At 52.4% G+C, this 25,620-nt stretch carries 22 protein-coding genes; 11 read left to right on the forward strand and 11 right to left on the reverse strand.

The window, feature by feature from the left end; all coding sequences use genetic code 11:
- Positions 1–13: 13 nt before the first annotated feature.
- The 5 genes from AWM70_RS01700 to AWM70_RS01720 form a co-directional block, all read right to left on the reverse strand.
- Complete coding sequence (locus tag AWM70_RS01700) at positions 14–586, reverse strand: PadR family transcriptional regulator (RefSeq protein WP_068693812.1); 573 nt, start codon at positions 584–586, stop codon at positions 14–16.
- 3 nt (positions 587–589) lie between these two features.
- Complete coding sequence (locus AWM70_RS01705; protein ID WP_068693814.1) at positions 590–2,128, reverse strand: MDR family MFS transporter; 1,539 nt, start codon at positions 2,126–2,128, stop codon at positions 590–592.
- Positions 2,129–2,289: 161 nt separating this feature from the next.
- The gene (locus AWM70_RS01710; RefSeq protein WP_068693816.1) at positions 2,290–3,285 is read right to left on the reverse strand and encodes a Gfo/Idh/MocA family protein; all 996 of its coding nucleotides are present in this window, start codon (positions 3,283–3,285) and stop codon (positions 2,290–2,292) included.
- A 231-nt stretch (positions 3,286–3,516) separates the two neighbouring features.
- Positions 3,517–4,233 (reverse strand): glycosyltransferase family 2 protein, encoded by a 717-nt coding sequence (locus AWM70_RS01715; RefSeq protein ID WP_068693818.1) that lies wholly within the window; start codon positions 4,231–4,233, stop codon positions 3,517–3,519.
- 163 nt (positions 4,234–4,396) lie between these two features.
- Positions 4,397–5,410 carry a ketoacyl-ACP synthase III gene (locus AWM70_RS01720; RefSeq protein ID WP_068693819.1) on the reverse strand — a complete coding sequence of 338 codons (1,014 nt, stop codon included), beginning with the start codon at positions 5,408–5,410 and terminating at the stop codon, positions 4,397–4,399.
- A 230-nt stretch (positions 5,411–5,640) separates the two neighbouring features.
- On the opposite strand from AWM70_RS01720, the gene AWM70_RS01725 reads away from it, so the two are divergent.
- Both AWM70_RS01725 and AWM70_RS01730 read left to right on the forward strand, forming a co-directional pair.
- A complete protein-coding gene (locus AWM70_RS01725; RefSeq protein ID WP_068693821.1) occupies positions 5,641–5,970 on the forward strand; it encodes an ArsR/SmtB family transcription factor in 330 nt (109 codons plus the stop codon).
- Positions 5,971–5,988: 18 nt separating this feature from the next.
- Complete coding sequence (locus AWM70_RS01730) at positions 5,989–7,767, forward strand: SulP family inorganic anion transporter (RefSeq protein WP_068693823.1); 1,779 nt, start codon at positions 5,989–5,991, stop codon at positions 7,765–7,767.
- A 160-nt stretch (positions 7,768–7,927) separates the two neighbouring features.
- On the opposite strand, the gene fabV is transcribed toward AWM70_RS01730, so the two are convergent.
- On the reverse strand, positions 7,928–9,118 hold the full coding sequence (gene fabV, locus AWM70_RS01735) for an enoyl-ACP reductase FabV (RefSeq protein ID WP_068693824.1): 1,191 nt from the start codon (positions 9,116–9,118) through the stop codon (positions 7,928–7,930).
- A gap of 118 nt (positions 9,119–9,236) precedes the next feature.
- Complete coding sequence (locus AWM70_RS01740) at positions 9,237–10,397, reverse strand: MFS transporter (RefSeq protein ID WP_068693825.1); 1,161 nt, start codon at positions 10,395–10,397, stop codon at positions 9,237–9,239.
- Between the two features lie 153 nt (positions 10,398–10,550).
- On the opposite strand from AWM70_RS01740, the gene AWM70_RS01745 reads away from it, so the two are divergent.
- The 9 genes from AWM70_RS01745 to AWM70_RS01785 all read left to right on the forward strand — a co-directional run bounded on the left by AWM70_RS01745 (position 10,551) and on the right by AWM70_RS01785 (position 21,485).
- Positions 10,551–11,312, forward strand: coding sequence for an exodeoxyribonuclease III (locus AWM70_RS01745; RefSeq protein ID WP_068693827.1), 762 nt, complete (start codon positions 10,551–10,553; stop codon positions 11,310–11,312).
- Positions 11,313–11,465: 153 nt separating this feature from the next.
- A complete protein-coding gene (locus tag AWM70_RS01750) occupies positions 11,466–12,698 on the forward strand; it encodes an aminopeptidase (RefSeq protein ID WP_068693829.1) in 1,233 nt (410 codons plus the stop codon).
- A gap of 79 nt (positions 12,699–12,777) precedes the next feature.
- Positions 12,778–13,470, forward strand: a complete 693-nt coding sequence (locus AWM70_RS01755; RefSeq protein ID WP_068700265.1) for a response regulator transcription factor — start codon at positions 12,778–12,780, stop codon at positions 13,468–13,470.
- Complete coding sequence (locus tag AWM70_RS01760; RefSeq protein ID WP_068693831.1) at positions 13,467–14,471, forward strand: sensor histidine kinase; 1,005 nt, start codon at positions 13,467–13,469, stop codon at positions 14,469–14,471. The genes AWM70_RS01755 and AWM70_RS01760 overlap by 4 nt, the downstream gene beginning before the upstream one ends.
- A 127-nt stretch (positions 14,472–14,598) precedes the next feature.
- Positions 14,599–15,360 carry an ABC transporter ATP-binding protein gene (locus AWM70_RS01765; protein ID WP_068693833.1) on the forward strand — a complete coding sequence of 254 codons (762 nt, stop codon included), beginning with the start codon at positions 14,599–14,601 and terminating at the stop codon, positions 15,358–15,360.
- Positions 15,350–17,284: an FtsX-like permease family protein gene (locus tag AWM70_RS01770; RefSeq protein ID WP_068693835.1), complete on the forward strand. Its 1,935-nt coding sequence runs from the start codon at positions 15,350–15,352 to the stop codon at positions 17,282–17,284. The genes AWM70_RS01765 and AWM70_RS01770 overlap by 11 nt, the downstream gene beginning before the upstream one ends.
- Positions 17,285–17,404: 120 nt before the next feature.
- Positions 17,405–18,103 carry an S-layer homology domain-containing protein gene (locus tag AWM70_RS01775; RefSeq protein ID WP_083180088.1) on the forward strand — a complete coding sequence of 233 codons (699 nt, stop codon included), beginning with the start codon at positions 17,405–17,407 and terminating at the stop codon, positions 18,101–18,103.
- Between the two features lie 447 nt (positions 18,104–18,550).
- The gene (gene ltrA / locus AWM70_RS01780; protein WP_068693838.1) at positions 18,551–19,969 is read left to right on the forward strand and encodes a group II intron reverse transcriptase/maturase; all 1,419 of its coding nucleotides are present in this window, start codon (positions 18,551–18,553) and stop codon (positions 19,967–19,969) included.
- A gap of 235 nt (positions 19,970–20,204) precedes the next feature.
- The gene (locus AWM70_RS01785; RefSeq protein WP_169823387.1) at positions 20,205–21,485 is read left to right on the forward strand and encodes an MFS transporter; all 1,281 of its coding nucleotides are present in this window, start codon (positions 20,205–20,207) and stop codon (positions 21,483–21,485) included.
- Positions 21,486–21,577: 92 nt separating this feature from the next.
- Here the strand turns inward: AWM70_RS01785 and AWM70_RS01790 are convergent, their stop codons facing one another.
- From AWM70_RS01790 to AWM70_RS01805, 4 genes are all read right to left on the reverse strand, one after another.
- Positions 21,578–22,270, reverse strand: a complete 693-nt coding sequence (locus AWM70_RS01790) for a metal-dependent hydrolase (RefSeq protein ID WP_068693840.1) — start codon at positions 22,268–22,270, stop codon at positions 21,578–21,580.
- 114 nt (positions 22,271–22,384) lie between these two features.
- Positions 22,385–23,392: a FecCD family ABC transporter permease gene (locus tag AWM70_RS01795; RefSeq protein ID WP_068693842.1), complete on the reverse strand. Its 1,008-nt coding sequence runs from the start codon at positions 23,390–23,392 to the stop codon at positions 22,385–22,387.
- The gene (locus AWM70_RS01800) at positions 23,389–24,462 is read right to left on the reverse strand and encodes a FecCD family ABC transporter permease (protein WP_083180089.1); all 1,074 of its coding nucleotides are present in this window, start codon (positions 24,460–24,462) and stop codon (positions 23,389–23,391) included. The genes AWM70_RS01795 and AWM70_RS01800 overlap by 4 nt, the downstream gene beginning before the upstream one ends.
- A gap of 89 nt (positions 24,463–24,551) precedes the next feature.
- The gene (locus AWM70_RS01805; protein WP_068693844.1) at positions 24,552–25,550 is read right to left on the reverse strand and encodes an iron-hydroxamate ABC transporter substrate-binding protein; all 999 of its coding nucleotides are present in this window, start codon (positions 25,548–25,550) and stop codon (positions 24,552–24,554) included.
- Positions 25,551–25,620: the final 70 nt, after the last annotated feature.

Genomic DNA, 25,620 nt, shown 5'->3' on the forward strand with positions numbered 1-25,620 from the left:
GCAGCCTCCGAGGTTATTCCTCGTCTTCCAGAATCGAGACCGGGGCAATTTCGGCCAGACGCCCCTCATGGGCGTCCTGATACAGCCGCTTCAGCCATTTCAGCTCGGTTTTGGCATGCTCATAATTGCCGGCCATAAGATGCAGTACACTGCGGGGAGCTACGCCGATATGCTCCTGGTAAACCTCATACAGGTAATTGACCTGATGCTCCGCTTCAACAACCCTTTTCTTCAGCACGTCCGCCATTTTAGCCTGATCGCCTTTCCAGGCGAAAGCAAGCGCCATCTTGATCGGCGTATGAACCGGCTCGATTTCCTCCAGCATGCTGAGCAGCAGCTTTTCAAAATAAGCTTTGCCTTTATCCGTAATCTGATAGACGGTTTTGTCCGGGCGGTTATCGCTTTTAATGACTTCTACCGCTTCGATATACGCCTGTTTGGCTAACTGCTCTACAGCGTAATAGAGGGAGCCGATCTGAATTTTGGTGTTCTGATCCAGCGCCCGGTCTTTCATGATCGTGCGGATTTCGTAGGGATGCATGTTTTTCTCCATCAGCAGTCCTAGAATAGCCAGTTTGATCGGCATAGTCTATTCTCCTGAGACGTGGGCTGCCGGCTTGCCAGCCGAGGCTTTTTTATCCACTTGAACCCGGTCTTTCGGCATAAGCATGATAAACAGAGCGGCCAATGCCACTGCAATAAGCGACCATAAAAATGTATGGGCAATGGAGGTAGCCATGGCGTCCGAGATTTTGCTCAGCACAGCTTCAGGAATCAGCTTGCGGTTCTCCGGTGTCAAGGCGTTCTGCGGATTGCCGAAGGAAGCGGCATCCTGTCCGCTGCCGGCAAAAGCTTCTTTCATTTGACCGGTGAGCAGATTGCGCTGGATAATCCCGAAGATCGTAATGCCCACTGTCATGCCCAGAGAACGCATGAACGTAATCGTGGACGTAGCCGAACCGCGCTGGCGCATTTCGAAATGATGAATGCTGGCAAGGTTCAGGGTGGAGAAGGAGAAACCAACTCCGATACCGGTGATAATGCTATAAACGGTCAATAAAGCCCGCGAGGAATCCGAATTCAGGGTGCCAAGCAGAATCATGCCGGCAATAAAAAAGACGATCGAAATCAGCATGATATTCCGGAACGAAAGGCGGGTGGACAACAGGCCGCCGGATTGCGCACCGATGACCGAGCCGATCATCATCGGCATCAGGATCAGTCCGGAGTTGGTGGCCGAACCGCCGTAAACTCCCTGCACGAAGATTGGAATATAAACCGTTGCGACAATAAACACGGCTCCATAAAAAAGAGCAACGGCGTTGCTGGCCGCAAACAGCCGGACCTTGAACATTTCGAAAGAAATAATCGGCTCGGAAGCCTTCCGTTCGATCAGCAGGAACGCGATCAGCAAGGCGGCAAATCCGGCGAACAAACCGATAATTTGCGCCGAATTCCAGGCATAAGTGTCGCCGCCCAGCTCAAGCCCGAACATCAGGCAGACGATGGCTCCCACCAGCGTAATCGCGCCGAACCAATCAATCTTCTGCTTCATATGGGATGGAGACTCTTTGTAGAAGCCCATAATCAGGATAAAGGATACGATTCCGACGGGAACGTTGATGTAAAACACCCAGTTCCAGCCCAGGTGATCTGTAATAAATGCCCCCAGAAGCGGGCCTACAATGCTGGACAATCCGAATACCGCGCCGAACAGGCCTGTAGCTTTACCACGGGATTTAGGCGGGAAGATGTCAAAAATAATCGTGAAGGCGATCGGCATCAAAGCGCCGCCTCCAATACCTTGAATGACCCGGAACAAGCTGAGCTGCGTAATGCTGGTGGCAAGGCCGCACAGAATCGAACCGAGCAGAAAAACGACGATGCCAAAGACGTAGAAACGTTTGCGTCCATACATGTCGGATAATTTACCGAAGATCGGGGTACCGGCCATTACGGCTACCATATAAGCGGAGGTTACCCATACAAATTGTTCCATACCGCCCAGGTCGGATACAATGGTTCCCATTGCGGTAGTTACGATCGTGTTGTCCATTGCCGCCATCAAAATGCCCAGCAGCAAACCGGCCACGATAAACCGGAGACTTCTTGGATTGCTTTGAATCATGATTAAACTCCTTTTTCTTTATTCAAATTTGAATACTTCATCATTATATTCAAATTTGAATAGAAATCAATTAAAAAAATCGCGATCTTCGTAAAAAGAAGACCACGACTTTTTTAAAAAACTTCAAAAGTTCCACTGCAGGACTAAGAACCTGCTTTGACTTAATACATGCCCGTTTGGTCCGCCGGATAGACGAGCCCAAGCTGCCTGCGGGCTTCATCCATAATTTCAGCCGAGATTAAAGTCCGTTCGTGGCTGTTGACGGTGGATTCGATGGAGCCCTGGCGGATCATTTTCATAAACTCAACCGTCTCATAGGTCATCGTAGGCAAAGCGGTAGGGATCGAAATATCCTCCTCATGGCCGTCCCGGTAACGGATCACGACATGGTGAGGTTCGCTCAGTTTGTCGATCACGATTGAGCCAAGCTCACCCTGGATTTCGGAGGGGAGGGCGGAGTCGGTAATTTTGGAATACATGACAACCGCATCCATCTCCGGATAAGAGGCAATCAGGGTGCCTTCGCCGTCTACACCTGATTCCAGCATATATCCGGTCGCTTTGACGGTAGATGGCTTGCCAAACAGCGTCACCATCGGATAGATGCCGTAGATCCCCAGATCCATTAACGCTCCGTTAGAGAATTCCGGTTTAAAGGCATTCAGGATTTCGCCCTCCTTGTAAGCATCGTACCGGGAGGAATATTGACAGAAGTTGGCGATATAACGGCGGATCGGACCGATCTTGTTCAGATTGTCGCGAATGGTCCGGAAGTTCGGCAGCAGAGTTGTTTTCAGGGCTTCCATAAAAACAACGTTGTTCGCTTTAGCCGCTTCAATCACAGCTTTGACCTCGCGTGCATTTGAAGCGGCCGGTTTCTCGCAGAGCACATGTTTGCCGCGATTCATCGCTTCGATGGCCTGGCTCGCATGGAGAGAATTGGGACTGGCAATATATACAGCGTCTATCGTATCGCTTTCCAGCATCGTATTCAGATCCGTGTAAGTATTCGGAATGTTGTGTTTCTCGGCAAAAGCTTGCGCTTTCTCAGAAGTCCGCGAATAGACGGCCGACAGGACAAAACCTTCGGCTTCAGTCGCGGCTTCAATGAACCGGTCGGTAATCCAGTTGGTTCCAATGATGCCGAAACGAATCATGTTATAGCCTCCTTAAGGTTGCTTGCGCCTGTGTACGTATCCGGCAGCAAGTATTCATCACATTGTCAGTTATAATAGAACCGGCAGAGAAATGCAACCCTGCTCAAGAATGGGGCCTGCCGATAACCATTTACATGACCCTTTTTCATAATCATTAAATAGAAAAAAAAGAAGACGGAAGACCGTCCTCTCCATCTCCAATATAGAAGGCAGCGCCATCCCGATCGGCGTTCAGCCCGGCATACCTGCCAGCCGCTGCCGCAGCATCGGCTCATAATAAGCTCTCATCATCTCAAATTCCGGTGTAATCCGGTCTATATGACGTACGGTTCCCATGCCGGAATGACGGCGGTATAGGGTTAACGGCTGATTCAAATACCCCATGTGCACCCCGTTGATCGCAATTCTGGCCCAGAGATCGTAGTCATGCGTATAAGGCAGATCGGGATTAAACCAGCCGACCGCTTCAATCAGGTTGCGCAGCATCATAACCGTGCAGCCGTTGATTGGACAATAGCTCAGCATGGCCGAAACGAGCGCTTTTTCACTCGGGAATGCGAATTGGCTGTTAGGCTGCACAATGCTGCCGTATTCATTAATCGTGTGATAATCGGTGAAGCTGAACTGAAGATGGTGACTTTCCATAAAAGCGACCTGGTTCGCAATTTTATCCGGATAGAAGGCGTCATCCGAGCTGAGCCAGACCACATATTTGCCGCTTGCGCGGGTCATACCGTGGTTAAGGGCGCTGGCCGTACCGCCGTTGGCTTTGCCCAGATAGACAATTCTCGAGCGGTAAGGGTCGATTTTGTATTGGTATTCCGTAGAACCGTCGTCCACGACAATGACTTCAATGGCTTCATAAGTTTGCGCCAGAACGCTGGAGATCGCATGGTCAATATACGGATCATTATAAAAAGGAATGACGACCGTTACAATCGGTGGCATGTGTCCAACACCTTTCTAAAGAGTTTCGGGCTATGTAATCAGTGTATGAAGTTGAAAGGGCGGGGGCTTGGATGGCTGTACCGCTTTCTGGTGAAAAAAAGACCTGAAGAAAGGTCTCCTGATCGGAGCCGTTCTTCAGGTCTTTGCTGGCTGAGCTGGCTGTCTACAAGGCCCAGCGCAGCAGCAGTCCGGCCTGGGACAAGCCGCCGCCAAAGCCGTACAGCATCAGCAATTGACCAGAGCGAATCCGTCCGTCGCGGACAGCCTGATGCAGGGCAATCGGGATAGAAGCGGCGGATGTATTGCCGGTATAAGCAAGTGTACTTAGCGTCTTCTCCAGCGGGATGCCGGTCCGTTCGCTGACCGCTTCCAGAATCCGAATGTTCGGATTGTGTGGCACAAACCAATCCAGATCCTGAGCGGCGATGCCGGTTTGAGCTAAAAACTGTTCGATGCCCTCCGGCACCCGGCTGATCGCCCAGCGATAGACAGCCCGGCCGTTTTGCACGATAAAGCCGTTCTGCTCAACTGCCATCTCGCCGATATTCGGCGCGAGGCTGGAGCGGTACAAATGATGGCCTTCTTCGCCATCTGTCAGAGCAATAGTGCTTAGCCAGGATGCCGGTTCATCCGCCGATCCGGCTTCGACCAGCACGGCGCCAGCCCCGTCCCCGAACAGGATGCAGGTCGTCCGGTCTGTATAGTCGGTGATCTTGGACAAAGCTTCAGCGCCGATGACGAGTATCTTACGGTGCATCCCCGTAGCGATCAGTCCGCCGGCGAGCTGAAGCGCCGCTACGAAACCCGCGCAGGCCGCCTGCACGTCAACGGCTCCGCTGCCGCCAATGCCGAATTCGGCCTGCACACGCGCCGCCATCTGCGGGAAAAAGGTATCCGGCGTTGTGGTTGCTACAATAATATAATCCACGTCTTTAAGCTCTACTCGGTACTCCTCCACCATGCTGCGAACCGCAGCAAAACACATATCGCTTGTAAATTCCCCTTGAGCGGCGATCCGCCGTTCGCGAATCCCTGTACGCTGGACAATCCATTCGTCCGACGTCTCCACCATGTTCTCCAGATCGGCGTTCGTCAGCTTCCTCTCCGGCAAATAGGAGCCGATCGCTGTAATCCTTGCGGTTGTTGTATATGTGAAGTTCCCGTCTTGTCTATTCATTTCCCAAAAACCTCCTTTGGTTAGTACCAGATACTAATACTTAGTGCTAATATAACGTTTTGCAAAGCGGAAGTCAACTTATCATTAGGGAGGGGCCCCTTATTTAGAATGGCTAAAAAAGTGGCACATGTGTGACAAATGTCATAGCAAAATTTCACAGTTGTCTGCATAATCTGTTTTTGTAAATCTTCAAATATTTGAAGATAACAGAACAGAAAGGGTGGGCTTGAATGGATATGCAGATTCCCCGCTTCAAGGCGGAATTTTTTAAAGCTTTGGCTCATCCGCTTCGGATACGGATTCTGGAGGTGTTGTGCGAAGGAGAACGCAACGTCAATGAAATTCAATCGATCGTAGGTCTTGAAGGTTCTGCAGTATCCCAGCAATTAGCGGTACTGCGCGCCAAAAATCTGGTAAACACCGTCAAATCCGGCACCACCGTCACTTATTCGCTCCGCGACCCGCTGATCCGTGATCTGCTGGCCGTGGCGAAGCAAATTTTTAACAACCACCTGGTTGAAACCATTTCGGTATTGGAAGAAATGCAGCAGAACCCATAGAGAAAAGAAGGTAGAAAGATGAAGTGGAGTGGACGTTATCAGCATTACACCGGGGAAGCGTTTAGAAGGGATCTGATCGCAGGGGGCATTGTCGGCATTGTCGCGATTCCGCTGGGCATGGCCTTTGCCATCGCCTCGGGCGTCAAACCGGAATATGGGCTGTATACGACAATTGTAGCGGGTATTCTTATTTCTTTGTTTGGAGGTTCGAAGTTTCAGATCGGCGGTCCTACAGGTGCCTTTATTCCGGTGCTGCTTGGCATCGTGATGCAATACGGGTATCAGGATCTGTTGATCGCCGGTTTTATGGGCGGCGTTATTCTGCTGCTGATGGGGGTGCTGCGGCTGGGATTCCTGATCCGCTATATCCCCAAACCCGTGACGATTGGATTTACGGCGGGGATCGCCGTGACGATTTTCTCGGGACAAATCGGGAATTTCCTGGGGCTTACCGGCGTCAAGCGGCATGAATATTTCCTCGGGAGCATGCGGGAGCTCTGGGACCGGCTTCCCACCTGGAATTTGTACAGCGTGCTCACCGCCGCGATTTGTCTGGCGGCTCTGTTGATCACTCCGAAGCTGCTGCCTAAGCTGCCGGCGTCCATGGTGGGGCTGCTGCTGTCGACCGCGGCTGCGCTTTGGCTTTATCCCGGTCAAGTGGCAACCATCGGTTCGGCATACGGTACAATTCCCGGCGGACTGCCGGTGATTCACGGGCTGGATTTATCAGCGTCTCATCTGCTGCGGCTGCTGGAGCCGGCGCTGATCATCGCGATGCTGGGCAGCATCGAATCGCTGCTGTCAGCCGTTGTCGCAGACGGTATGAGCGGTACACGCCATAACAGCAACCGCGAGCTGCTTGGGCAGGGTATCGCTAATATAGTTACGCCTTTCTTTGGCGGGATTCCCGCCACGGGCGCCATTGCCCGGACGGCAACCAATATCCGCAGCGCAGCGGCATCCCCGCTTTCTGGGATTGTGCACGGGATTGTGGTGCTGCTGATTGTTGCGTTGTTTGCACCCTATGCCTCCAACATCCCTTTGGCGAGCATGGCGCCTGTATTGATGATGGTGGCCTGGAATATGAGCGAACGCAAAGCATTTGTCAAAATGCTGAAGACCCGCACCGGCGATTCGGTTATTTTGCTGGTAACCTTCTTTCTTACCGTATTCACCACCTTGACGACAGCGGTGGAAGCCGGGCTGCTGCTGGCGGCCGTTTTGTTTATTTGGGGGATGAGCCGTTCGCTTGTCATGCATAAAGCGCTGCCAGACGCGGCGCACGGCGAACGCAAAATGCAAGCGCTGCAGCCAGACCGCCACCATGATTGTCCGCAGATCGCGATCTTCAGCGTCAATGGGGCGCTGTTCTTCGGCGCAGCCACAGCTTTTGAGGAGGAAGGCAGCGAACTGGCCAAACACCCGCTGGGCTGCGTCATTCTGCGGATGAGCCGGGTGCCGTTTATGGACACGACGGGGGAAGCTCAGTTCACAGAGCTGGTGCGAAAGCTGCAGGATAAAGGCACAACCGTGCTGGTGGCGGGACTAAACCGCCAGCCGAAGGAAATGCTGACGAAAACGGGTGGTTATGCGCGGCTTGGCGACCGCCACTGCTTTGAACATACCGGCGAAGCGCTCGACTTCGCCTTGTCCAGAGTGGACCGGCCGACCTGCAAAGGCTGCCGTCAATTCGCGTTCCGGGAATGTGCTTCTTTGTGCAAAGCAGAAGGAGAGACGGCTGGATTTGCCGTTCCGGGTTCGGCGGGGCCTTCGGTACAGAAGCCGGGCACTATTTAACAGATTAAGAGCTTTCGTTTGATAGAGCATTCGATTCTAGCCAATATTTCGCAAATCGCTGCAGCCGGCCACCATACGGATATAACACAAAAAGCGGTTTTTCCTTCTCTGAGGAAAAACCGCTTTTTGTGCTGCCGCTGACAAGGCCAGCAGCCTATTATTAGTTTTGGTGCGGAACTTCAATCTCCGGGTTCACGTCCGCTTCGTAATCCACGCCTTCGGTCTCAAAGCCGAACAACTGGAAGAACTCTCTGCGGTAGCCTTCCAGATCGGTCAGCTTCCAGATGTTCTCGCTGTCCACGCTGTTCCAGATGTCAGCCACTTCCTGCTGCACATCTTCGCGCATTTCCCAATCGTCAATACGGATGCGGTTTAGTTCATCGACAGGCACATCGCCTTCGGTATACAAACGCTCCGCAAATAGACGGTACATTTGCTCAATCGTACCTTCGTGAATACCTTTCTCCTTCATCACCTTGTAAAGCGCCGAAATGTACAGCGGCACAATCGGGATGGCGGAGGAGGATTGCGTCACAAGCGCTTTGCCGACCACGACATAAGCATGTCCCTGTTTTGCGGCAAGCTGATCGTTCATCCGGCGGGCGGTAGCCTCCAAATGATCTTTGGCTTGACCGATGGAGCCGTCACGGTAAATCGGCTGGGTAAGCGCAGGACCGAGGTAAGAATAGGCCAGCGTAATAACGCCGTCAGCCAGCACGCCCGCTTCTTCGAGCATCTGCATCCAGTCCTGCCAGTCATTGCCGCCCATGACTTCAACGGTGGCTTTGATTTCTTCTTCGGTTGCCGGCTCAATCGAAATATCGGTCACCGTGCCGTTATGGAAATCAACCGTTTTGTTGGTGTAGGTTTGTCCGATCGGCTTCAGCACGGAATTAAATACTTCGCCTGTTGCCGGGTCTGTTTTGCGCGCAGTAGCCACGCTGTAGATGACCATGTCCACTTGTCCAAGCTCACGTTTGATCAGCTCAGCCGTGCGCTTCTTCGTGTCAGCGTCAAAAGCATCGCCGGTTACGCTGAACGATTTCAGTCCTGCTTCTTCGGCTGCTTTCTCAAAGGCTGCAGAGTTGTACCAGCCAGCAGACGCTGTGCGGGTTTGGGTGCTTTTGCTTGGACGGTAAACGCCAACCGTGTTGGCGCCGGAGCCGAATGCGGCCACGATCCGCGCTGACAGGCCGTAGCCGGTAGAAGCGCCGATGACGAGCACATTGCGGGGCCCTTTAACAGCGGGCTGGGATTTTACATAATCGATTTGCTGCTGGACCTGCGCCGCACAACCGACCGGATGTGAAGTGGTGCAGATAAAGCCGCGTGTTCTTGGTTTAATAATCATCAGTTTAAGTTCCTTTCTTTATCCGTAATTTCCTTTATACGAGATTTCAGCGTTAAGGCGTATGTAGGGCGTACGCTTCCTATTTTAGCAACAATTAACCTTTCATAACCAGTGCCTTTCAAGATTCTTTCAAAAATCTTGCTCTCCTGCCGTAAACGGCATAGAGAATCCAGCCGAACACCATGCCGGCCAAAGACAAGGCGGAGATCAGCAGGAACAGCAGCTGACCGCCGGCGGCTTCATATAAAGCTCCGCCCGCATAAGAAGCTATGATGCCCGATACGCCAAAGAACAGCAGGGCCAAAACCGTCTGTCCGGTCGCCCGCCATTCGGCCGGCACGATCCGGTACAAATACTGAATCGCCGACGAATAGAAGACCGGGAAGGTCAGCAGCTGCAGGAGCTGGATGTACGCCAGCCAATGCGGATCGGTCACCCAGGCGCTGACGAAGAACCGGACGAAATAAAACGCGCCGGCAATCGAAATGGTAATCAGCTCGCGGCCGGGGCGCAGCCACCAGAAGCTGAGGGCAAACACGGCGATTTCCGAGCCTGCGGCAAGGAACCAGGCTTGTCCGACAAGGCTGGAGCTGCCGCCGAGCTCTTTGATATAAACGCCGAGGAACGTGTCATTCATACGGGCTGGAACCGAGCTGATAAACACCAGCAGCAGAAACAGCAGCGTCTCCTTGCTGCCGAGGAAGGCTTTAAGGCTCTTCAGCGTTACCGGCTTGCCTGCCACCGGAGCGTCGGGCATGCTGATGGTGAGCACCAGGCTGACGAGGGCCAGGCCGGCGAACAGATAAGCGAGGCTGTGGGCGCCGAGATAAGTCATAAAATAGCCGGACAGCAGTGCCATGACGCCGTATCCAAGCGCGCCGAACGTGCGGATAGAGCCGTAGCTGGTGCCAGCCGCCTCCGAAACCCGGAAGTTCAGGCTCTCCGTCAGCGGGTCGATCGGCATCAGCACGAAATAAGTCAGCATGGCCAGCCCGACCAGCAGGCTGTAGGAGCTTGAAGCATACAGGCCGAATCCGGTCAGGGCGGATAAAATCAGCAGGACGATGAGCACCTTGCGGATCGTTTTGGTCCGGTCGCTGATCATGCCCCACAGCGGCTGGGCGATAATCGTAATGACGCCTCCCGTGCCGATGATAACACCGATCTGGGACGGGTTCAGCCCCTGGTCATCCAGATATACCGGCAAGAACGGAATAAAAATCGCCAGCAGCGCGAAATAAAAAAAGTTAAAGCCTTTAAGCAAAGATGAATGGCTCATGGATCGTCGATCTTCCTCCCGATAACCTAATATCTTCAATTTATCATAGTTTACCGGTTATGTTACACTTAAACGGAATTCATAAACCTATTATTCCCTTAAGGATTATATAAAGAAACGATACTTGGGAGATTGTAAGGAGAGTCAGCAGAAATGAGACTGGTATCATGGAACGTTAATGGTTTGAGGGCCGCTGTGAGCAAAGGGTTTCAGGATTATTTCAACCGCGTGGACGCCGATATTTTCTGCGTGCAGGAGACCAAACTCCAGGCCGGGCAAATTACGATGGAGCATGGGGAAGAATATGAGCAGTATTGGAATTATGCAGTGAAGAAAGGTTATTCAGGCACCGCAGTATTTACCCGGATCAAACCTTTGTCCGTCTGGTACGGCCTGGAGGAGGATTCAGAGGCCGAGGGGCGCACCATTACGCTGGAATTCGAATCTTTTTATCTCGTGAATGTCTATACGCCAAACGCAAAAAGAGATCTGTCTCGCCTGACTTACAGGCTGGAATGGGAGGATCGGTTCCGGCAGTATCTGCAGGACCTGGACAGCAGGAAGCCGGTTATCGTCTGCGGCGATCTGAATGTGGCCCACCAGGAGATTGATCTGAAAAATGCGGCGTCCAACCGCGGCAATTCCGGTTTCACAGATGAGGAGCGGGCCAAAATGACCGAGCTGCTCGAATCGGGATTCGTGGACACGTTCCGTCATTTCTACCCGGACGCCACAGACGTTTACAGCTGGTGGTCCTATATGATGAAGGTCAGGGAACGGAACATCGGCTGGCGCATCGATTATTTCCTGGCCTCGGAGAGGCTGCTGCCGCTGCTGCGCGATGCCAAGATCGACACGGCCATTCTGGGCAGCGATCACTGCCCGATTATTCTGGAGATGGATGATCTGACTTAAAGCTCAAGGCGATCAAGCTCTGAACCGGAGTCAGACAAGGGGCGGCGAGCCGGCTGTTAGGCAATGCCGGTCCGCTTGTGCCCATCTCATGTTAATATAGAACAAAAACAAGCTGCTCAAATAGCTGGCTAATGAAAAGTGGAGGACTGCAACATGAAAGATTTTGAAGTTATGCTGAACAAATATGCAGAGCTGGTTGTCAAGGTTGGCGTCAACATTCAGCCCGGACAAATTCTGCTGGTGAACGCGCCGCTGGAAACGGTGGATTTTACGCGTTTGATCGTTGCTAAAGCTTATGAAGCCGGAGCGAAATTCGTCCAGGTGGATTGGGAGGACGAGCAGGTGACACGCATCCGCTATGAGAAAGCGCCTGACGAATCGTTTGGCTATTATCCGAAATGGCAGGCGGACACGATGGAGCAGCTGGCTGAAAGCGGCGGGGCCGTCCTACATATCAAGGTTCCGAATCCGGAGCTGTTCAAAGGTATAGATTCGTCCAAGGTGGCGAAACAAGTAAAAGCCGCCGCGGTAGTGCGCGAGAAATATCAATCTTACGTGCGCAGCAACAAGGTTGTCTGGTCTCTGATCAAAGCCCCGACCCGCGACTGGGCCAATAAAGTCTTTGCTGACCTTCCGGAAGAGGAACGGGTGCCTGCGATGTGGGAGGCCGTATTCAAGATGAACCGGGTGCAGGCGGACAACGATCCGATCCAGGCCTGGAAAGAACATATCGCTGCGCTTAAAGAAACGCAGAACCGCATGAACACGAAACGTTACAAAGCGCTGCACTACCGCGCGCCGGGCACCGATCTGCGGGTCGAGCTGCCTGAAGGCCATCTTTGGCTTGGCGGCGGCGATCACGCCGAATCCGGCACTTATTTTGTGGCCAATATGCCAACTGAAGAAATTTATACGATGCCCAAGCGCACCGGCGTGAACGGCACGGTTGTCAGCACGATGCCGCTGAACCTGAACGGCCGGCTGGTAGAAGGCATCAAACTGACGTTCAAGGACGGCAAGGTAGTGGACTATGATGCGGAGTCCGGACGCGAGCATCTCACTTCCCTGCTGGAGACCGATGAAGGCGCGTCTTATCTGGGCGAGGTGGCGCTGGTACCCCATCTGTCGCCGATTTCCGAGATGAACCGCATATTCTACAACACCGGCATTGATGAAAATGCTTCCTGCCATTTCGCTTTGGGCAGCTGCTATCCGGTCAATATCGAAGGCGGCACCAAGCTGAGCAAGGAGGAGCTGCAGGCGAAGGGCGGCAACGTCAGCCTCACGCATGTCGATTTCATGATCGGCTCCGCGCAGCTGGAAATTGACGGCGAGCTGGAGGACGGCAGCGTGGAAGCCGTGTTCCGCGCCGGAAACTGGGCTTAAAGCAGGCGGAAATTCAGTTAGCTAGGCTAACTAGGTAACCGGCCGAACAGGATGCTCAATATAGATGGCAGGTGGTTGTTTGTTTAGAATCTTATTGATTGAAGACGATCAAACCTTATTCCAGGAGGTCAAGGAGCGGCTGACCCAGTGGTCTTATGAAGTCCGCGGAATAAACGATTTCAGCCAGGTGCTGGAGGAATATACGGCAATGAAGCCGGATCTTGTGCTGATCGATATCCAGCTGCCCAAATTTGACGGCTTTCATTGGTGCCGGATGATCCGGGCCCATTCCAATGTGCCGATCATCTTCCTGTCCTCGCGGGATCATCCAACGGACATGGTTATGGCTATGCAGCTTGGGGCGGACGACTACGTCCAGAAGCCGTTCCATTTCGAGGTGCTGGTGGCCAAGATTCAGGCCACCTTGCGCAGGGTCTACAACTACAGCAGCGATACGGCTGCAACGTTTAAAACCTGGTGCGGCGCGGCGGTGGATTACGAGAAAAATACCGTCACAAATGAAATCGGCGTCATTGAGCTGACCCGGAATGAGATTCTGATCCTGAAGCAGCTGATCGAACATAAAAACAAGGTGGTCAGCCGGGAGCACCTGATTCGCAGCCTATGGGAGGATGAACGGTTCGTCAGCGATAATACGCTAACCGTCAATTTGAACCGGCTGCGAAAGAAACTGGAGGAGATCGGGCTGGATCAGCAGATTGAAACCAAGGTCGGCCTCGGTTACATGGCTGTGGAAGAGGCTGTCCCATGATCGGTAAGTTCCTGCGCGAGCGCTTGGCCTGGATATGGTTTATTGTGCTCCAGCAGGTCCTCATCCTGTTTGTGGCTTATGTCGATGCGGCCATTCCTTTCTGGCCGGTGGCTTATATCGTGTTTCTGTCCGTGCTGCTCCTGCTCATGTTCCTTGTGTACAGATATGTCAAGGAAACCCGCTTCTACCGGAGTCTGCAGGAGTGGAACACCAGCCTGGACAAACAAGGCATCCAGGAGCCTGAAAGTCCGTTCGAGCGGATGGTTGACGAGAGCATCACGCAGCAGACGGAGTGGCTGCGCCAGACCGCTTCCCGCAATCAGATTCTGCTGGAGAGCGAGAAGGACGATCTGCTGGCCTGGATTCATGAGGTGAAGACGCCGCTGACCGCCATGCACCTCATGATTGAGCGGATGGAGGACTCGAAGGAGAAGTCCAATCTGACCTATGAATGGCTGCGCGTCCATCTGCTGCTCGATCAGCAGCTGCACAGCAAGCGGATCTCCTTTCTTGAAAATGACCTGTATATCGAGAAGCTTGACTTAAAGTCGCTGCTTGTCCCGGAAATCAGGTCCCTGCAGTCCTGGTGCATGCAGAAAGGGGTCGGGATTGAGCTTCGTTTGGAAGCTCCCGAGGTCTACAGCGATGCGAAATGGCTGTCCTTCATCTTCCGCCAGCTGCTGACCAATGCGATTAAATACAGCGACAACAACGACATTACAATCGTGAGCCGGCTGCAAGGCGGCCAGGTCGTGGCGGAGGTGCAGGATGAGGGACGCGGGATCGAAGCCCAGGATCTTCCCCGCATCTTCGACAAAGGGTTTACCTCGACGACCCGGCACGGGGACCAGGCGTCGACCGGGATGGGGCTTTACCTGTCGCGACGTGCGGCCGAGGCCTTGTCAATCCGCCTTCAAGCGGATTCCGCGCCGGGCCGAGGAACAAGGATGATCCTTGTTTTTCCGAGCAGGAATGAATTTGTGGATATGATAAGCATGTGACGTTATTGTCACATGCTTATCTTGTTTTGTTAGGCGAATCAAACGCCTGAACCCCGACTCTTTTTATATACTGGGTACAGATCAAGGCCGATTGGGCCCAAAAAATGAAAAACAGAGGGGTATTACTATGAGTATATTGGAAGCTCGCAAGATCCATAAAATCTACGGCAGCAAGCTGAACAGCCAGGAAGTGCTGAAGGGAATCGATATAACGATCGAAGAAGGGGAATTCGTCAGCATTATGGGACCGTCGGGTTCCGGCAAAACCACTTTGCTGAATGTGCTGTCGTCCATCGACAAGCTGAGTCACGGCTCGATCCGCATTAACGAAGCGGAGATGACGAACATGAAGGAGAAGCAGCTGGCCGAATTCCGCAAGCGGCATCTCGGTTTTATCTTTCAGGACTACAACCTGCTGGATACGCTGACAGTCAAAGAAAATATCCTGCTGCCGCTCTCGATTTCGAAGACGCCAAAAAAGGAAGCGAGCGAACGGTTTAAGTCCGTTGCCGCAGAGCTTGGCATTTTGGAGCTGGCGGACAAATACCCGAACGAAATTTCGGGCGGACAGAAGCAGCGCACCTCGGCGGCCCGGGCGTTTATCCATGAGCCGAGCATTATTTTTGCCGATGAGCCGACAGGCGCCTTGGATTCGAAATCAGCCTCCGACCTGCTGAACAAGCTGAGCGAGCTGAACCGCAGCCGCCGGTCGACGATCGTTATGGTTACGCATGATCCGGTAGCCGCAAGCTACTGCAGCCGGGTGATTTTTATCAAGGACGGACAAGTTTATACCCAGCTGAACCGCGGGGCTCAGGACCGGCAGGTGTTCTTCCAGGATATTATGAAAACGCAGGGCGTGCTGGGCGGGGTGCAGCATGAATATTAATCATCTGATCTGGCGCAATCTGCGCAAAAATCTCAAAAACTATTATCTCTACGTATTTGCGCTCATTTTCAGCTCGGCGCTGTATTTCTCTTTCGTCACCCTGCAGTATGACCCGTCTATGGACGAAACGAAAGGTTCCATCAAAGGGGGAGCAGCCCTGGGTGCCGCCTCCGTGCTGTTGGTGGCAATCGTGGCGATTTTTCTGCTGTACGCGAACAGTATTTTTATCAAACGCCGCAGCAAGGAGATCGGTTTGTTTCAATTGATCGGTCTGACGAAGCAGCGGATCTTCCGCATTCTCAGCGCCGAGAATCTCATGCTGTACTTCGGTTCGCTGGTTGTGGGCATTCTGGTCGGCTTCTCGTTCTCCCGACTGATGCTGATGATTTTGTTCAAAATTATCGGGATAGAAACGGAAGCGGCGATGAACTTTTCCAGTCAGGCTTTGGGACAGACCCTGCTTGTCTTCTGCGGCATCTACCTTCTGATTATGCTGATGAACTACACGTTTATTCTACGGCAGAGCATTTTGTCGCTGTTCAGGGTCCGTTCTTCGACCGAGACCAAGGTAAGCAAGCTGTCCTTCTGGGAAATCGTAATGGGACTGCTTGGCATCGGTTTTATTCTTGCAGGATATTATGTCTCCTCCAAGCTGTTCGGAGGGGATTTCGTCTCGATGTTTCAACTGTTTGGAGCAATGCTGTTCATCTTGGCAGCCGTCATTATCGGCACTTATTTGTTTTATAAGGGGTCTGTCAGCTTTATTTTTAAATCGATCCGCAAGAGCAAGGGCGGTTATCTGGACATTACGGATGTGCTCTCCCTGTCGTCGATCATGTTCCGCATGAAATCAAGCGCGCTGATGCTGACGATTATTACAACCGTTTCGGCGCTGGCGATCGGGCTACTGTCGTTGTCTTATATTTCGTATTATTCCGCGGAGAAATCGGCCGCCGATTCGGTACCGCTTGATTTTGCAATTACCCAAAACGAAGATGCCGACATGCTCGACAGGGCTTTGACTGAACAAGGGATCGGTTTCTCGACGAAAAAGGTAGACGTGATCCACGTTCCTGCCGATCTCAGTCAAATTCAGGACGGCGGCGCAAGCGCGCTGATTTCGAGCGGCGGTGAAACCATCGGCCTGGCCGTGATCGGGGATCAATCGGTTGAAAAGCTGGATCTGGCTGCGGATGAAGCGGTCTTCACCGGGGGGAATGATCTGCTTCAGAAATTTTTGCCGCTTAAGGATTCAGGCGATATTAAGCTGCTTTCCGGCGGCACGGACGTTCCGCTAAGGTATCTGGGTTTGCGTTCCGAGCACATCATTTCTTCGCAGTATTCGTACGGCACGATGCCTACGCTGGTTGTGGATGAAGTTTTGTTTGAACGGCTGAAGGCCAGTAGTGAAGATGTCTTTCATTACACGGGGGTCAAAATTACCGATCCTGCCAAACTGGACCAGGCCAACGAGATTTACCACAATCTCTATGATCAGATGAAGGGGGATCCGCTTTCGAGGCAGGAACTGGTAGAGCGGCAGAAGTTGAGCATGGGCCTCGTCATGTTTATCGTTGGCTTCCTCGGCTTGACCTTTCTCATTACCTCGGGCTGCATTCTGTATTTCAAACAGACCGGAGAAAGTGAAGAGGAGAAGGACAGCTATACCATTTTGCGCAAGCTCGGGTTTACACGCGGAGATCTGCAGAAGGGCATAAGGGTGAAGCAGGTGTTCAACTTCGGCATTCCGCTTGTCGTGGGCCTTTGCCACAGCTATTTTGCCGTCCAGTCCGGATGGTTCCTGTTCGGCACCGAGGTCTGGACCCCGATGCTGATCGTCATGGCGCTTTATACCGTGCTTTATTCGATCTTTGGCATTTTGTCCGTTCAGCATTATAAGAAGGTGATTAAACAGGCGCTTTAACCCGCTGTAAAGGGCGCTGCAAATTTTTGAAATTGATTTTGCAACCTTTTGAAGACTATCTCTGTCTGAATAGATAGAAGTAAATAATACCAATAAACTAAACAGAAGAGGTGTCTCGCTATGGTAAAATCTATACAATCGGCAAAATCGAAGAAACGTAAATTTGCGGCTGGTTTCACAGCCCTTTGCTTGACCATATCCCTTGGTAGCCAAGTGTTTGCTGCTGATGCAGGCTTCAGCGACCTAAACGGCGTAAATGGCCAGGACAAAATCCTTTCCCTTCAGGAAAAAGGCCTGCTTAAAGGAACGGGCCATGACGAATTCCGTCCGGACGCCAGCCTGACCAATGCCGAAGCGGTGCAAATGATCGCTAACGGTCTGTCGGTGATCGCGGCCGCTCAATCGGCGGAAGCCGCAGAGAAAGGCATATTCATCAACGTGGTGGATACCGCCTGGTATGCGCAGGCTTTCCTTGATGCTTCGAATAAAGGCCTGGAGATCGACAGCACCGTTGTTCCTTCCCAGTCGATGACCCGTGAGCAGTATACGGCTTATCTGGTGCAGGTGGTTGAGAAATGGGCCAACCTGCCGATGGTGAATCTCGTGCCAAAAGACATCGCCGATGAAGCAGACTTGAATCCGGTTTACCAAGGCGCAGTGCAGAGGGCTTTGGCCTGGAACATCACTACGCTTGACGACAACGGCAAATTCAATCCTAAAGGCAGCGTAACCCGCGCCGAAGCGGCAGTTATGCTGTACAATATGCTTGAATTCGTGAATAGTCATCCATTTTCTGCTCCGGCTTCTGCCGGCGAGTAATATCGTTTAAACCGCAAGCCGCGCCTCGTGCGCGGCTTTTTTTAGTGTGCCACGCATGGCGATTAACTAGGTGGTGAAAGTCCACTGTGGGGGTTTGTAGTTACCAACCACTAGCCAAGAGCAAGGGTGTCCACCGCGAGGTGGAATCCAAAGGAAGCTGGAGGCAAACTTCCGGCCCAAGGAACACGAACATCATCAGGCATAGGATACGGGATGAGTCTGCTAAACAAGACGAAGTCCAATTAACTACACGGACGTACCAATGTAAATGATGTGGGTATATGGAAGGAAAGTGAATCGTCTTACCGTGGGAGGTCTCATGGACGTGAGGAGATGCACTTCGAATCACGGTTGAAACAAGATTTATCATGAGAAGTCAGCAGACGCCATAGTACCGCGAACAGTCGACGGTTCGAGGGAAGGGCTGAACCTTAGGAGGTGAAGTCAATGAAAGTTACCGAAACAGGAGCCAAGGGCAGCCAACTTCTAACGGAAGACTCTTTGCAAAAGAATAGTGCGGAACACGAAGGATATGCGGGAGTGCACAGTCCTGCGAGGATAACCGAAACCGACGACACCAACGCAACCGAGTCGAAGGACCGGTTGCTTGAGAAAATCGTTAGCAGGGACAACTTGAACGAAGCATTCAAGAGAGTCAAAGCGAACAAGGGATCGCACGGAATCGACGGGATGGGAGTAGATGAACTTCTACAATATCTCAGAGACAACGGCGAGACCATCAAGCAACTGATCTTGGGCGGCAAGTACCGCCCGAATCCCGTTCGAAGGGTAGAGATTCCCAAAGAGAACGGAAAGAAGAGAAACCTTGGCATCCCAACAGTGGTTGACCGAGTCATCCAGCAGGCAATCGCCCAAGTGCTTACGCCAATTTATGAGAGGCAGTTTTCAGACAACAGCTACGGATTCCGACCCAAACGGAGCGCACACCACGCGATGAAACGAAGCCAACAATACGTGCAAGAGGGATATCGTTACGTGGTGGATATGGACTTGGAGAAATACTTTGACACCGTCAACCAAAGCAAGCTTATCGAGGTGCTTTCAAGAACGATCAAAGACGGACGAGTGATCTCGCTCATCCATAAGTATCTCCGGGCGGGAGTCGTCGTGAAGCATAAGTTTGAGGACACGGAAATCGGCGTACCGCAGGGAGGGAACCTAAGTCCGATTCTCAGCAATATCATGCTGAATGAATTGGACAAGGAACTGGAAGCAAGAGGACATCGATTCGTGCGATACGCAGACGATATGCTCATATTCTGCCGGAGCAGGAGGAGTGCGGAGCGTACCCTGACGAAAATTCTCCCTTACATCGAGAAGAAGTTGTTTCTCAAGGTAAACCGGGAGAAAACGATTGTGGACGATGCGACAAAAGTTAAATTTCTTGGCTTCTCATTCTACCAGAGCAAAGGGGAAACGCGGGTCAGAATCCATCCCAAATCCGTATCCAAGATGAAAGCTAAAGTGAAAGAGCTAACGTCGAGAAGCAACGGAATGGGCAACACCGACCGGGCGCTGAAGCTTAGGCGTTACATCATGGGATGGGTAAATTATTTCAAGCTTGCTGACATGAAACAACTACTCCAAACCACTGATAAATGGATGAGAAGGCGTATCCGAATGGTCTTCTGGAAGCAATGGAAACGAGTGAGGACGAAACTCGAAAGGCTTATATCGCTCGGAATTCATGAACAGAAGGCGTGGGAATACGCAAACACAAGAAAGGGCTATTGGAGAATCTCCAATAGCCCAATCCTCTCGAAGTCCCTCGGTAACAATAGGCTGAAGAACCTCGGATTCCTTTTCTTTTCTGATTATTATCGACAAGTTACTGCGCATTCCTAATGGAACCGCCGTATACCGAACGGTACGTACGGTGGTGTGGGAGGTCGGCTGCCCAATTAATGGGTAGCCTCCTACCCGATTGCGGCTGCGACTTCCATCCCCGCTTCCATCTCCACCTCCGTATTCAGAATCTCTTGCTTTGATCCATTTATTAGATTAACATCTAATTATATATTTATTAAATTAAATGAATGTCGAATTAATAAAAAGAGATGGGATGGAGAGGAAACTAAGGATGAAAGCTGTAAATACCCCGATGAGACTGCTTTATACTCGAACAAACTACACCCGCCTGTTTCTGTCAGGGCTTGTGAACGGCATCGGCGACCGTTTCAGCCAGGTAGCGATGTTGTCCCTTATTCTGAACCTGACGGGCTCCGGTATGGCGGTGGGCCTGACCATGGGCATCCGCTTTCTGCCCTTCTTGTTATTTGCTCCGTTAGGAGGACGGATGGCCGACAAGCTTTCGCGGAAAAAGATGATGATCGCAGCCGATTTGATGCGTGTCCCAGTTGCGCTTTCTTTCCTGCTGGTCCATACGGAACGGGATTTATGGATCATTTACGCCGCAAGCTTTCTGCTGGCCGTCGGAGAAGCCATTTATGGCCCGGTCCGCAAGTCCTCGATTCCACTGCTGGTTAAGAAGGAAGAACTTATGACGGTCAACAGCCTGGAGCAGGTTCTCCTGGGTTTTGTCCTGGTGGTCGGAGCTATGATGGGGGGAGTGGTTTCGTTATGGCTTGGCCCTGATTGGTCATTTGCTTTAAACGCCTGTTCATTCCTGTTGACAGCGCTGCTGATCTTACAAATGGACTTCACCCCTGTTGAGCGCGGAACCTTGCAGGATAACCGGACGGATGCATCTGCACGCGTTCAAGATGTCCGCAGATCAATGAGATTTACATTATGGAAGCTGCTCGCTGTCAGCCTGCCTCTGCAGGTGGCTGCCGGGTTTGAACTGCTAGTTCCGCTGTTTAATGGACTGGATAACGTGCTGCTCAGCGTGTATGCGATCCAGGTATTCCATGCGGGGGATTTGGGGGTAGGGCTGTTATATGGAGCCATCGGCATCGGGTTGGTTCTGAGTATGTTTGTGAGCCGATTTGCGGGGAAACACATGATTGCCGGAGCTTTGATCGGCTTGCTCGCCGAAGGGCTGCTGCTTATGGTTATCAGTACAGTGCCCGCTTTGGTTTATGCCTTTGTGCTGTTCAGCGCTCTTTCCTTTGCCTCCGGCTTTGGAAGCGCCTGTCTGGATACGGTGCTGATGCGCGAAATTCCCTCCGAGCAGCGAGGAACGGTATTTGGTCTCCTATCGGCTGTCGGCAGCGTGCTGCTCGGCATGTCGATGATGGCGGCGGGCTGGCTGCTGGAGTTCGTGGAGCCGAGGGTGCTGGGACGTTTCGGAGGAGCGGCGTATACCGGAATTGCGGTGCTCCTCGCGTTATATTTTGCAGCCGGAACGTGGTATTTGAGAAACAAACGTACAGAAGCGGCAGCACAAAGGGATAAATAACAAAAATTCAGCATGCAAATTCATGGCCTATCGAAAATAAAAGGCATCCTTCCGGATTCCGGAAAAGGATGCCTTCATGTTTTACATCGGAATTAAATTTCGATCGATTCGCCCGGTTTGAGGACTTTGCCTTTAAGGCCTTTGGCCTCCAGCTTGTTGACAAAAGCGTCTGCGTCCTGTTTGATCGGAGGGAAGGTGTCATAGTGGATAGGCACAACAAGTTTGGCGTTGTACCAAACGGCTGCCTGCAGCGCATCTTCAGGCCCCATCGTAAAATGGTCGCCGATCGGCAGGAACACCACGTCGATTTCATTCATGTCGCCGATCATTTTCATGTCGCTGAACAAGCCGGTATCGCCGGCGTGCACGATGGTTTTGCCTTCCGCTTTGATAATAAAGCCGGCCGGCATACCGCCGTAAACGACCGTTTTGTTGGCTTCGTCGATCATGCCGGAGCTGTGGAAGGCATGGGTCATTTTGGCCGTGGCAAAACCAAGGTCAACAGTTCCGCCGATGTTCATGCCAATCGTTTGTTCTACGCCCTGCCAGGTCAGGTAGGTGGCCAATTCGGGATTGGCGATAACCGGAGCGCCGTTGGCTTTGGAGATAGGCGCCGCATCCAGGATATGGTCGGCATGCGCGTGCGTCAGGAGTACTGCATCGACTTTAATGTCTTCAGGTTTAACGGCTGCGAGCTGATTGCCGCTCAGAAAAGGATCGACAATCAGGGACTTGCCATTGGAGTTTAATTGGATGGTGGAATGTCCATGAAAGATAAGCTGCATGTGTCCGTTGGCCTCCTTAAGAGAGATGGTAGGTGGCTGCGCTCGGGCAGCCCCACAACCTATTATAATCTCTTAGTTTGGGAAAGCCAAAAATCTTCGCAATACCGGGAGTTTCTATTTTTTTAGCAGCAGGTACAGAAAATAAGGCGCTCCGATAAAAGCAACCACAATCCCGGCCGGGATGCCGTCCGGGTCGGCCAGATTGCGTCCGATCGTATCGGCCAGAAGCAGCAGCCACCCGCCCATCAAAATGGACACCGGAACGAACAGCTGATGTCTTGGACCTACCAAAGCTCTCGCAATATGCGGAGCCATCAGCCCGATAAACGCGATGCCTCCGGTGACCGAAACAGCGGAAGCAGCCAGCGCAACGGCGGCAAGCGTAAGGAGAATCCGGTCCTTTTGCATGGGAACGCCCGCTCCCACAGCAACCTCTTCATTCAGCGCCAGCAGGTTTAACGTCTTCGATTTGTATAAGGCATAAGGAATCAGCAGCACCAGCCAGGGCAGCAGCGCGATAACAAACGGCCAATCGGTCCCCCAGACATTGCCGGCCAGCCAACGGGAAATAAAGTCGACTTTGGCACGCTCCGTGCGGGAAATCAGCACGATCATGAGGCCGGATAAAGCGAGGGAGAACCCTACGCCGGTCAGGACAAGCTTCATCGGCTGCATGCCGTCTTGACGGCTGTAGGAGAACGAATAAATAAGTAAGGCGGTAACCAAAGCGCCGATAAAGGCCACAAGCGGCATCACGTAAGCGAATGTATCCGCATCAACCGGGACAAACAGGAAAAAGACCGTAATGCCTACGCCCGCGCCGGCATTGATGCCGACGATGCCCGGATCGGCCAGCTCATTGCGGGTAATGCCCTGAAGAATGGAGCCGGACAGGGCAAGGGCCATGCCGGCCAGCAGGGTGATCAGCATGCGCGGAAGCCGGATGGAGAACAATACGAACTCGTCTTTAAAGCTCCCGTGTCCGAGTAAAGTGGGAATCAGCCGGTCGTAAGAGACGGAAGCGTAACCGATGCCCATGCCGATGGCGATCGTTGCCAGCGTGAGCAGGAGCAGGCCGCCAAACACGATTTGTTGTCTGCGGATCAGTTGAAGTTGGCTCATGACAGTGACTTGACTCCTTTACGTACGATTAACAGGAAGAAAGGCAGTCCCATAATCGAGATGATCGCCGCGATCGGCGTCTCCATAGGCGCGTTGACCATCCGGGCCAGGAAATCCGCAAACAGCATAAAAACGGCGCCAAGGATGGCCGACATCGGCAAAATGGTCCGGTAATCCGTGCCGACCAAAGCTCTTACGATGTGAGGAATCATTAAGCCGATAAAAGCAAAATTCCCGACCAGGGCGACGGATGCGCCGGCTAGCAGCGTAATCAGCACGTATAGGGCGATTTTGACCTGCGTGCTTTTAAGGCCGAGGCCTACAGCCGCTTCTTCGTTCAGGCTGAGAATGGTGAGCTGCCGGGACAAGAGGAGGGCCGCAGCCACGCCAAGGATGATGACGGGAGCAATCGCTTGAATTTGCCCCCAGGTGGTGCCGATAAGCCCGCCGGCGGTCCACATGGAGACGTTTTTGGAAATTTTGAAAGCCAGGCTGATGCCGTCGGCAACGGCGGACAGCAGGGCGGACACCGCTGCGCCGGCAAGCACCATGCGCAGCGGGGACAGGCCTCTACGCCGCAGGGCGCTGAGGCCGAACACGAGCATCACGCCGCAAGCCGCGCCGATAAAGCAGGCCGTCATCGTGCCGAAATAACCGACGGCGGGAATAAATGCAAAAGTAAAGGCAAGCGCTGCGTTTGCCCCGGCGGTAAGCCCGAGCAGACCCGGATCGGCCAGCGGATTCCGGGTCAGGCCCTGCATGATGGCGCCTGAGACCGCTAAAGCGGAGCCGACGAGAATGCCGCCCACTTCGCGCGGCAGCCGGATATCACGGATGATCGAGATATCTTCGCCTTGAACGCCGGGGCGGAACATAGCGCTCCAAATATCCGTTAGCGCTATGTTTTTAGCACCGATCATCATGGCTAAAGCAAACATGGCGGCAAAGAGAAGGAGGCTGAGCAGCAGCTTCGGCACAAAGTTGCGGGACCGTCTGGATCCAGACGGGCTTTGTGGCCTGCTATTGGAAGCAGGCTGATGGGACAAGTTTGTTTGCGGTTGTGGTTTCATGGTTCGTTCATCAGTTCCTTATAAGAGGATAGCAGAAAGAACTCCTGAAGGAGTCCTTCTGCACGGCTGGGCATTTGGGTTTGGCGTTATTAGCTGCCCAGGAACGATTTCTTGAAGAAATCAAGCTGATAATCAAGGGATATCATGTCGTTGAAATAGAAGGTGTTGGCATCCACTTCAAATACATGGTTATTTTTGACGGCAGGGATGTTTTTGTACGTATCGGTTCCTTGAAAGGAATTATCCATCGAAGGGTCCTTCGAATAAATGGCGTAGTCTCCGATATACTGCGGCAGGACTTCCAGAGACAAATCATAATAGCCCTGCTTGGAGGTCATCTCCTTGACTTTATCCGGCATTTTCAGGCCCATTGCCTGATAGAGGACTTCGGTTCCTCGGCCCCAGGCATCCCCAAAGACATACAACTGCTTTGAATCGCCTTCCATGACGGTTACGGTTTTATCCGCGCCGATTTCGGCTTTGATTTCATCGCCCAGCTGCTTGGCGCGTTCCTTGAAATCGGCGATCCAGTCGGCTGCTTTTTGCTCCTGGTTGACCGCTTTGCCGATTTCTAAAATCTGCTGCAGGTAGTCCACTTTGTTATATGTATAAGCGACAGTGGGAGCAATCTGCTTTAATTTATCGAGGTTTTTGGCGTCTGAGCTCGTAATGATCAAGTCGGGTTTAAGCTCAATGATTTTTTCCAGATTTTCTTCGGACACCTCCGGGATATCCTTCAGCTGCTCCTTAAAATTAGGATCCGATTTGGTCCAGGAATCCACGCCGACAAGCGGGACACCCAATCCGATCAGATTGCCTGCATAACCGGCCAGAGCGACCACACGCTGCGGGTTCGCCGGAAGCTCGAGCGGCCCGTTCTCGGACTGATACGTGATCGTCCCGGAGGCGTTGTCGCTTGCAGCAGGGGCTGTACTAGAATTGGCATTAGTGGAGCTGGCATTGTCCGAGCTCGCGCTGGAGCTTGGGGGCGTATTGCCGGCGCTGTTAGCGCTGTTGTTCTGATTGTTGCCGCAGGCGCTTAGTGCAAGCACTACAAGGACTAACAGGGGGATAAATAACTTTTTCATCTTTCAAAGACACCTCTTTAACTTTTATGATATTGATAATCATTATCAATAAGATGATATAAAAACTTTA

This window comes from Paenibacillus yonginensis (assembly GCF_001685395.1).
Taxonomy (GTDB): domain Bacteria; phylum Bacillota; class Bacilli; order Paenibacillales; family Paenibacillaceae; genus Fontibacillus; species Fontibacillus yonginensis.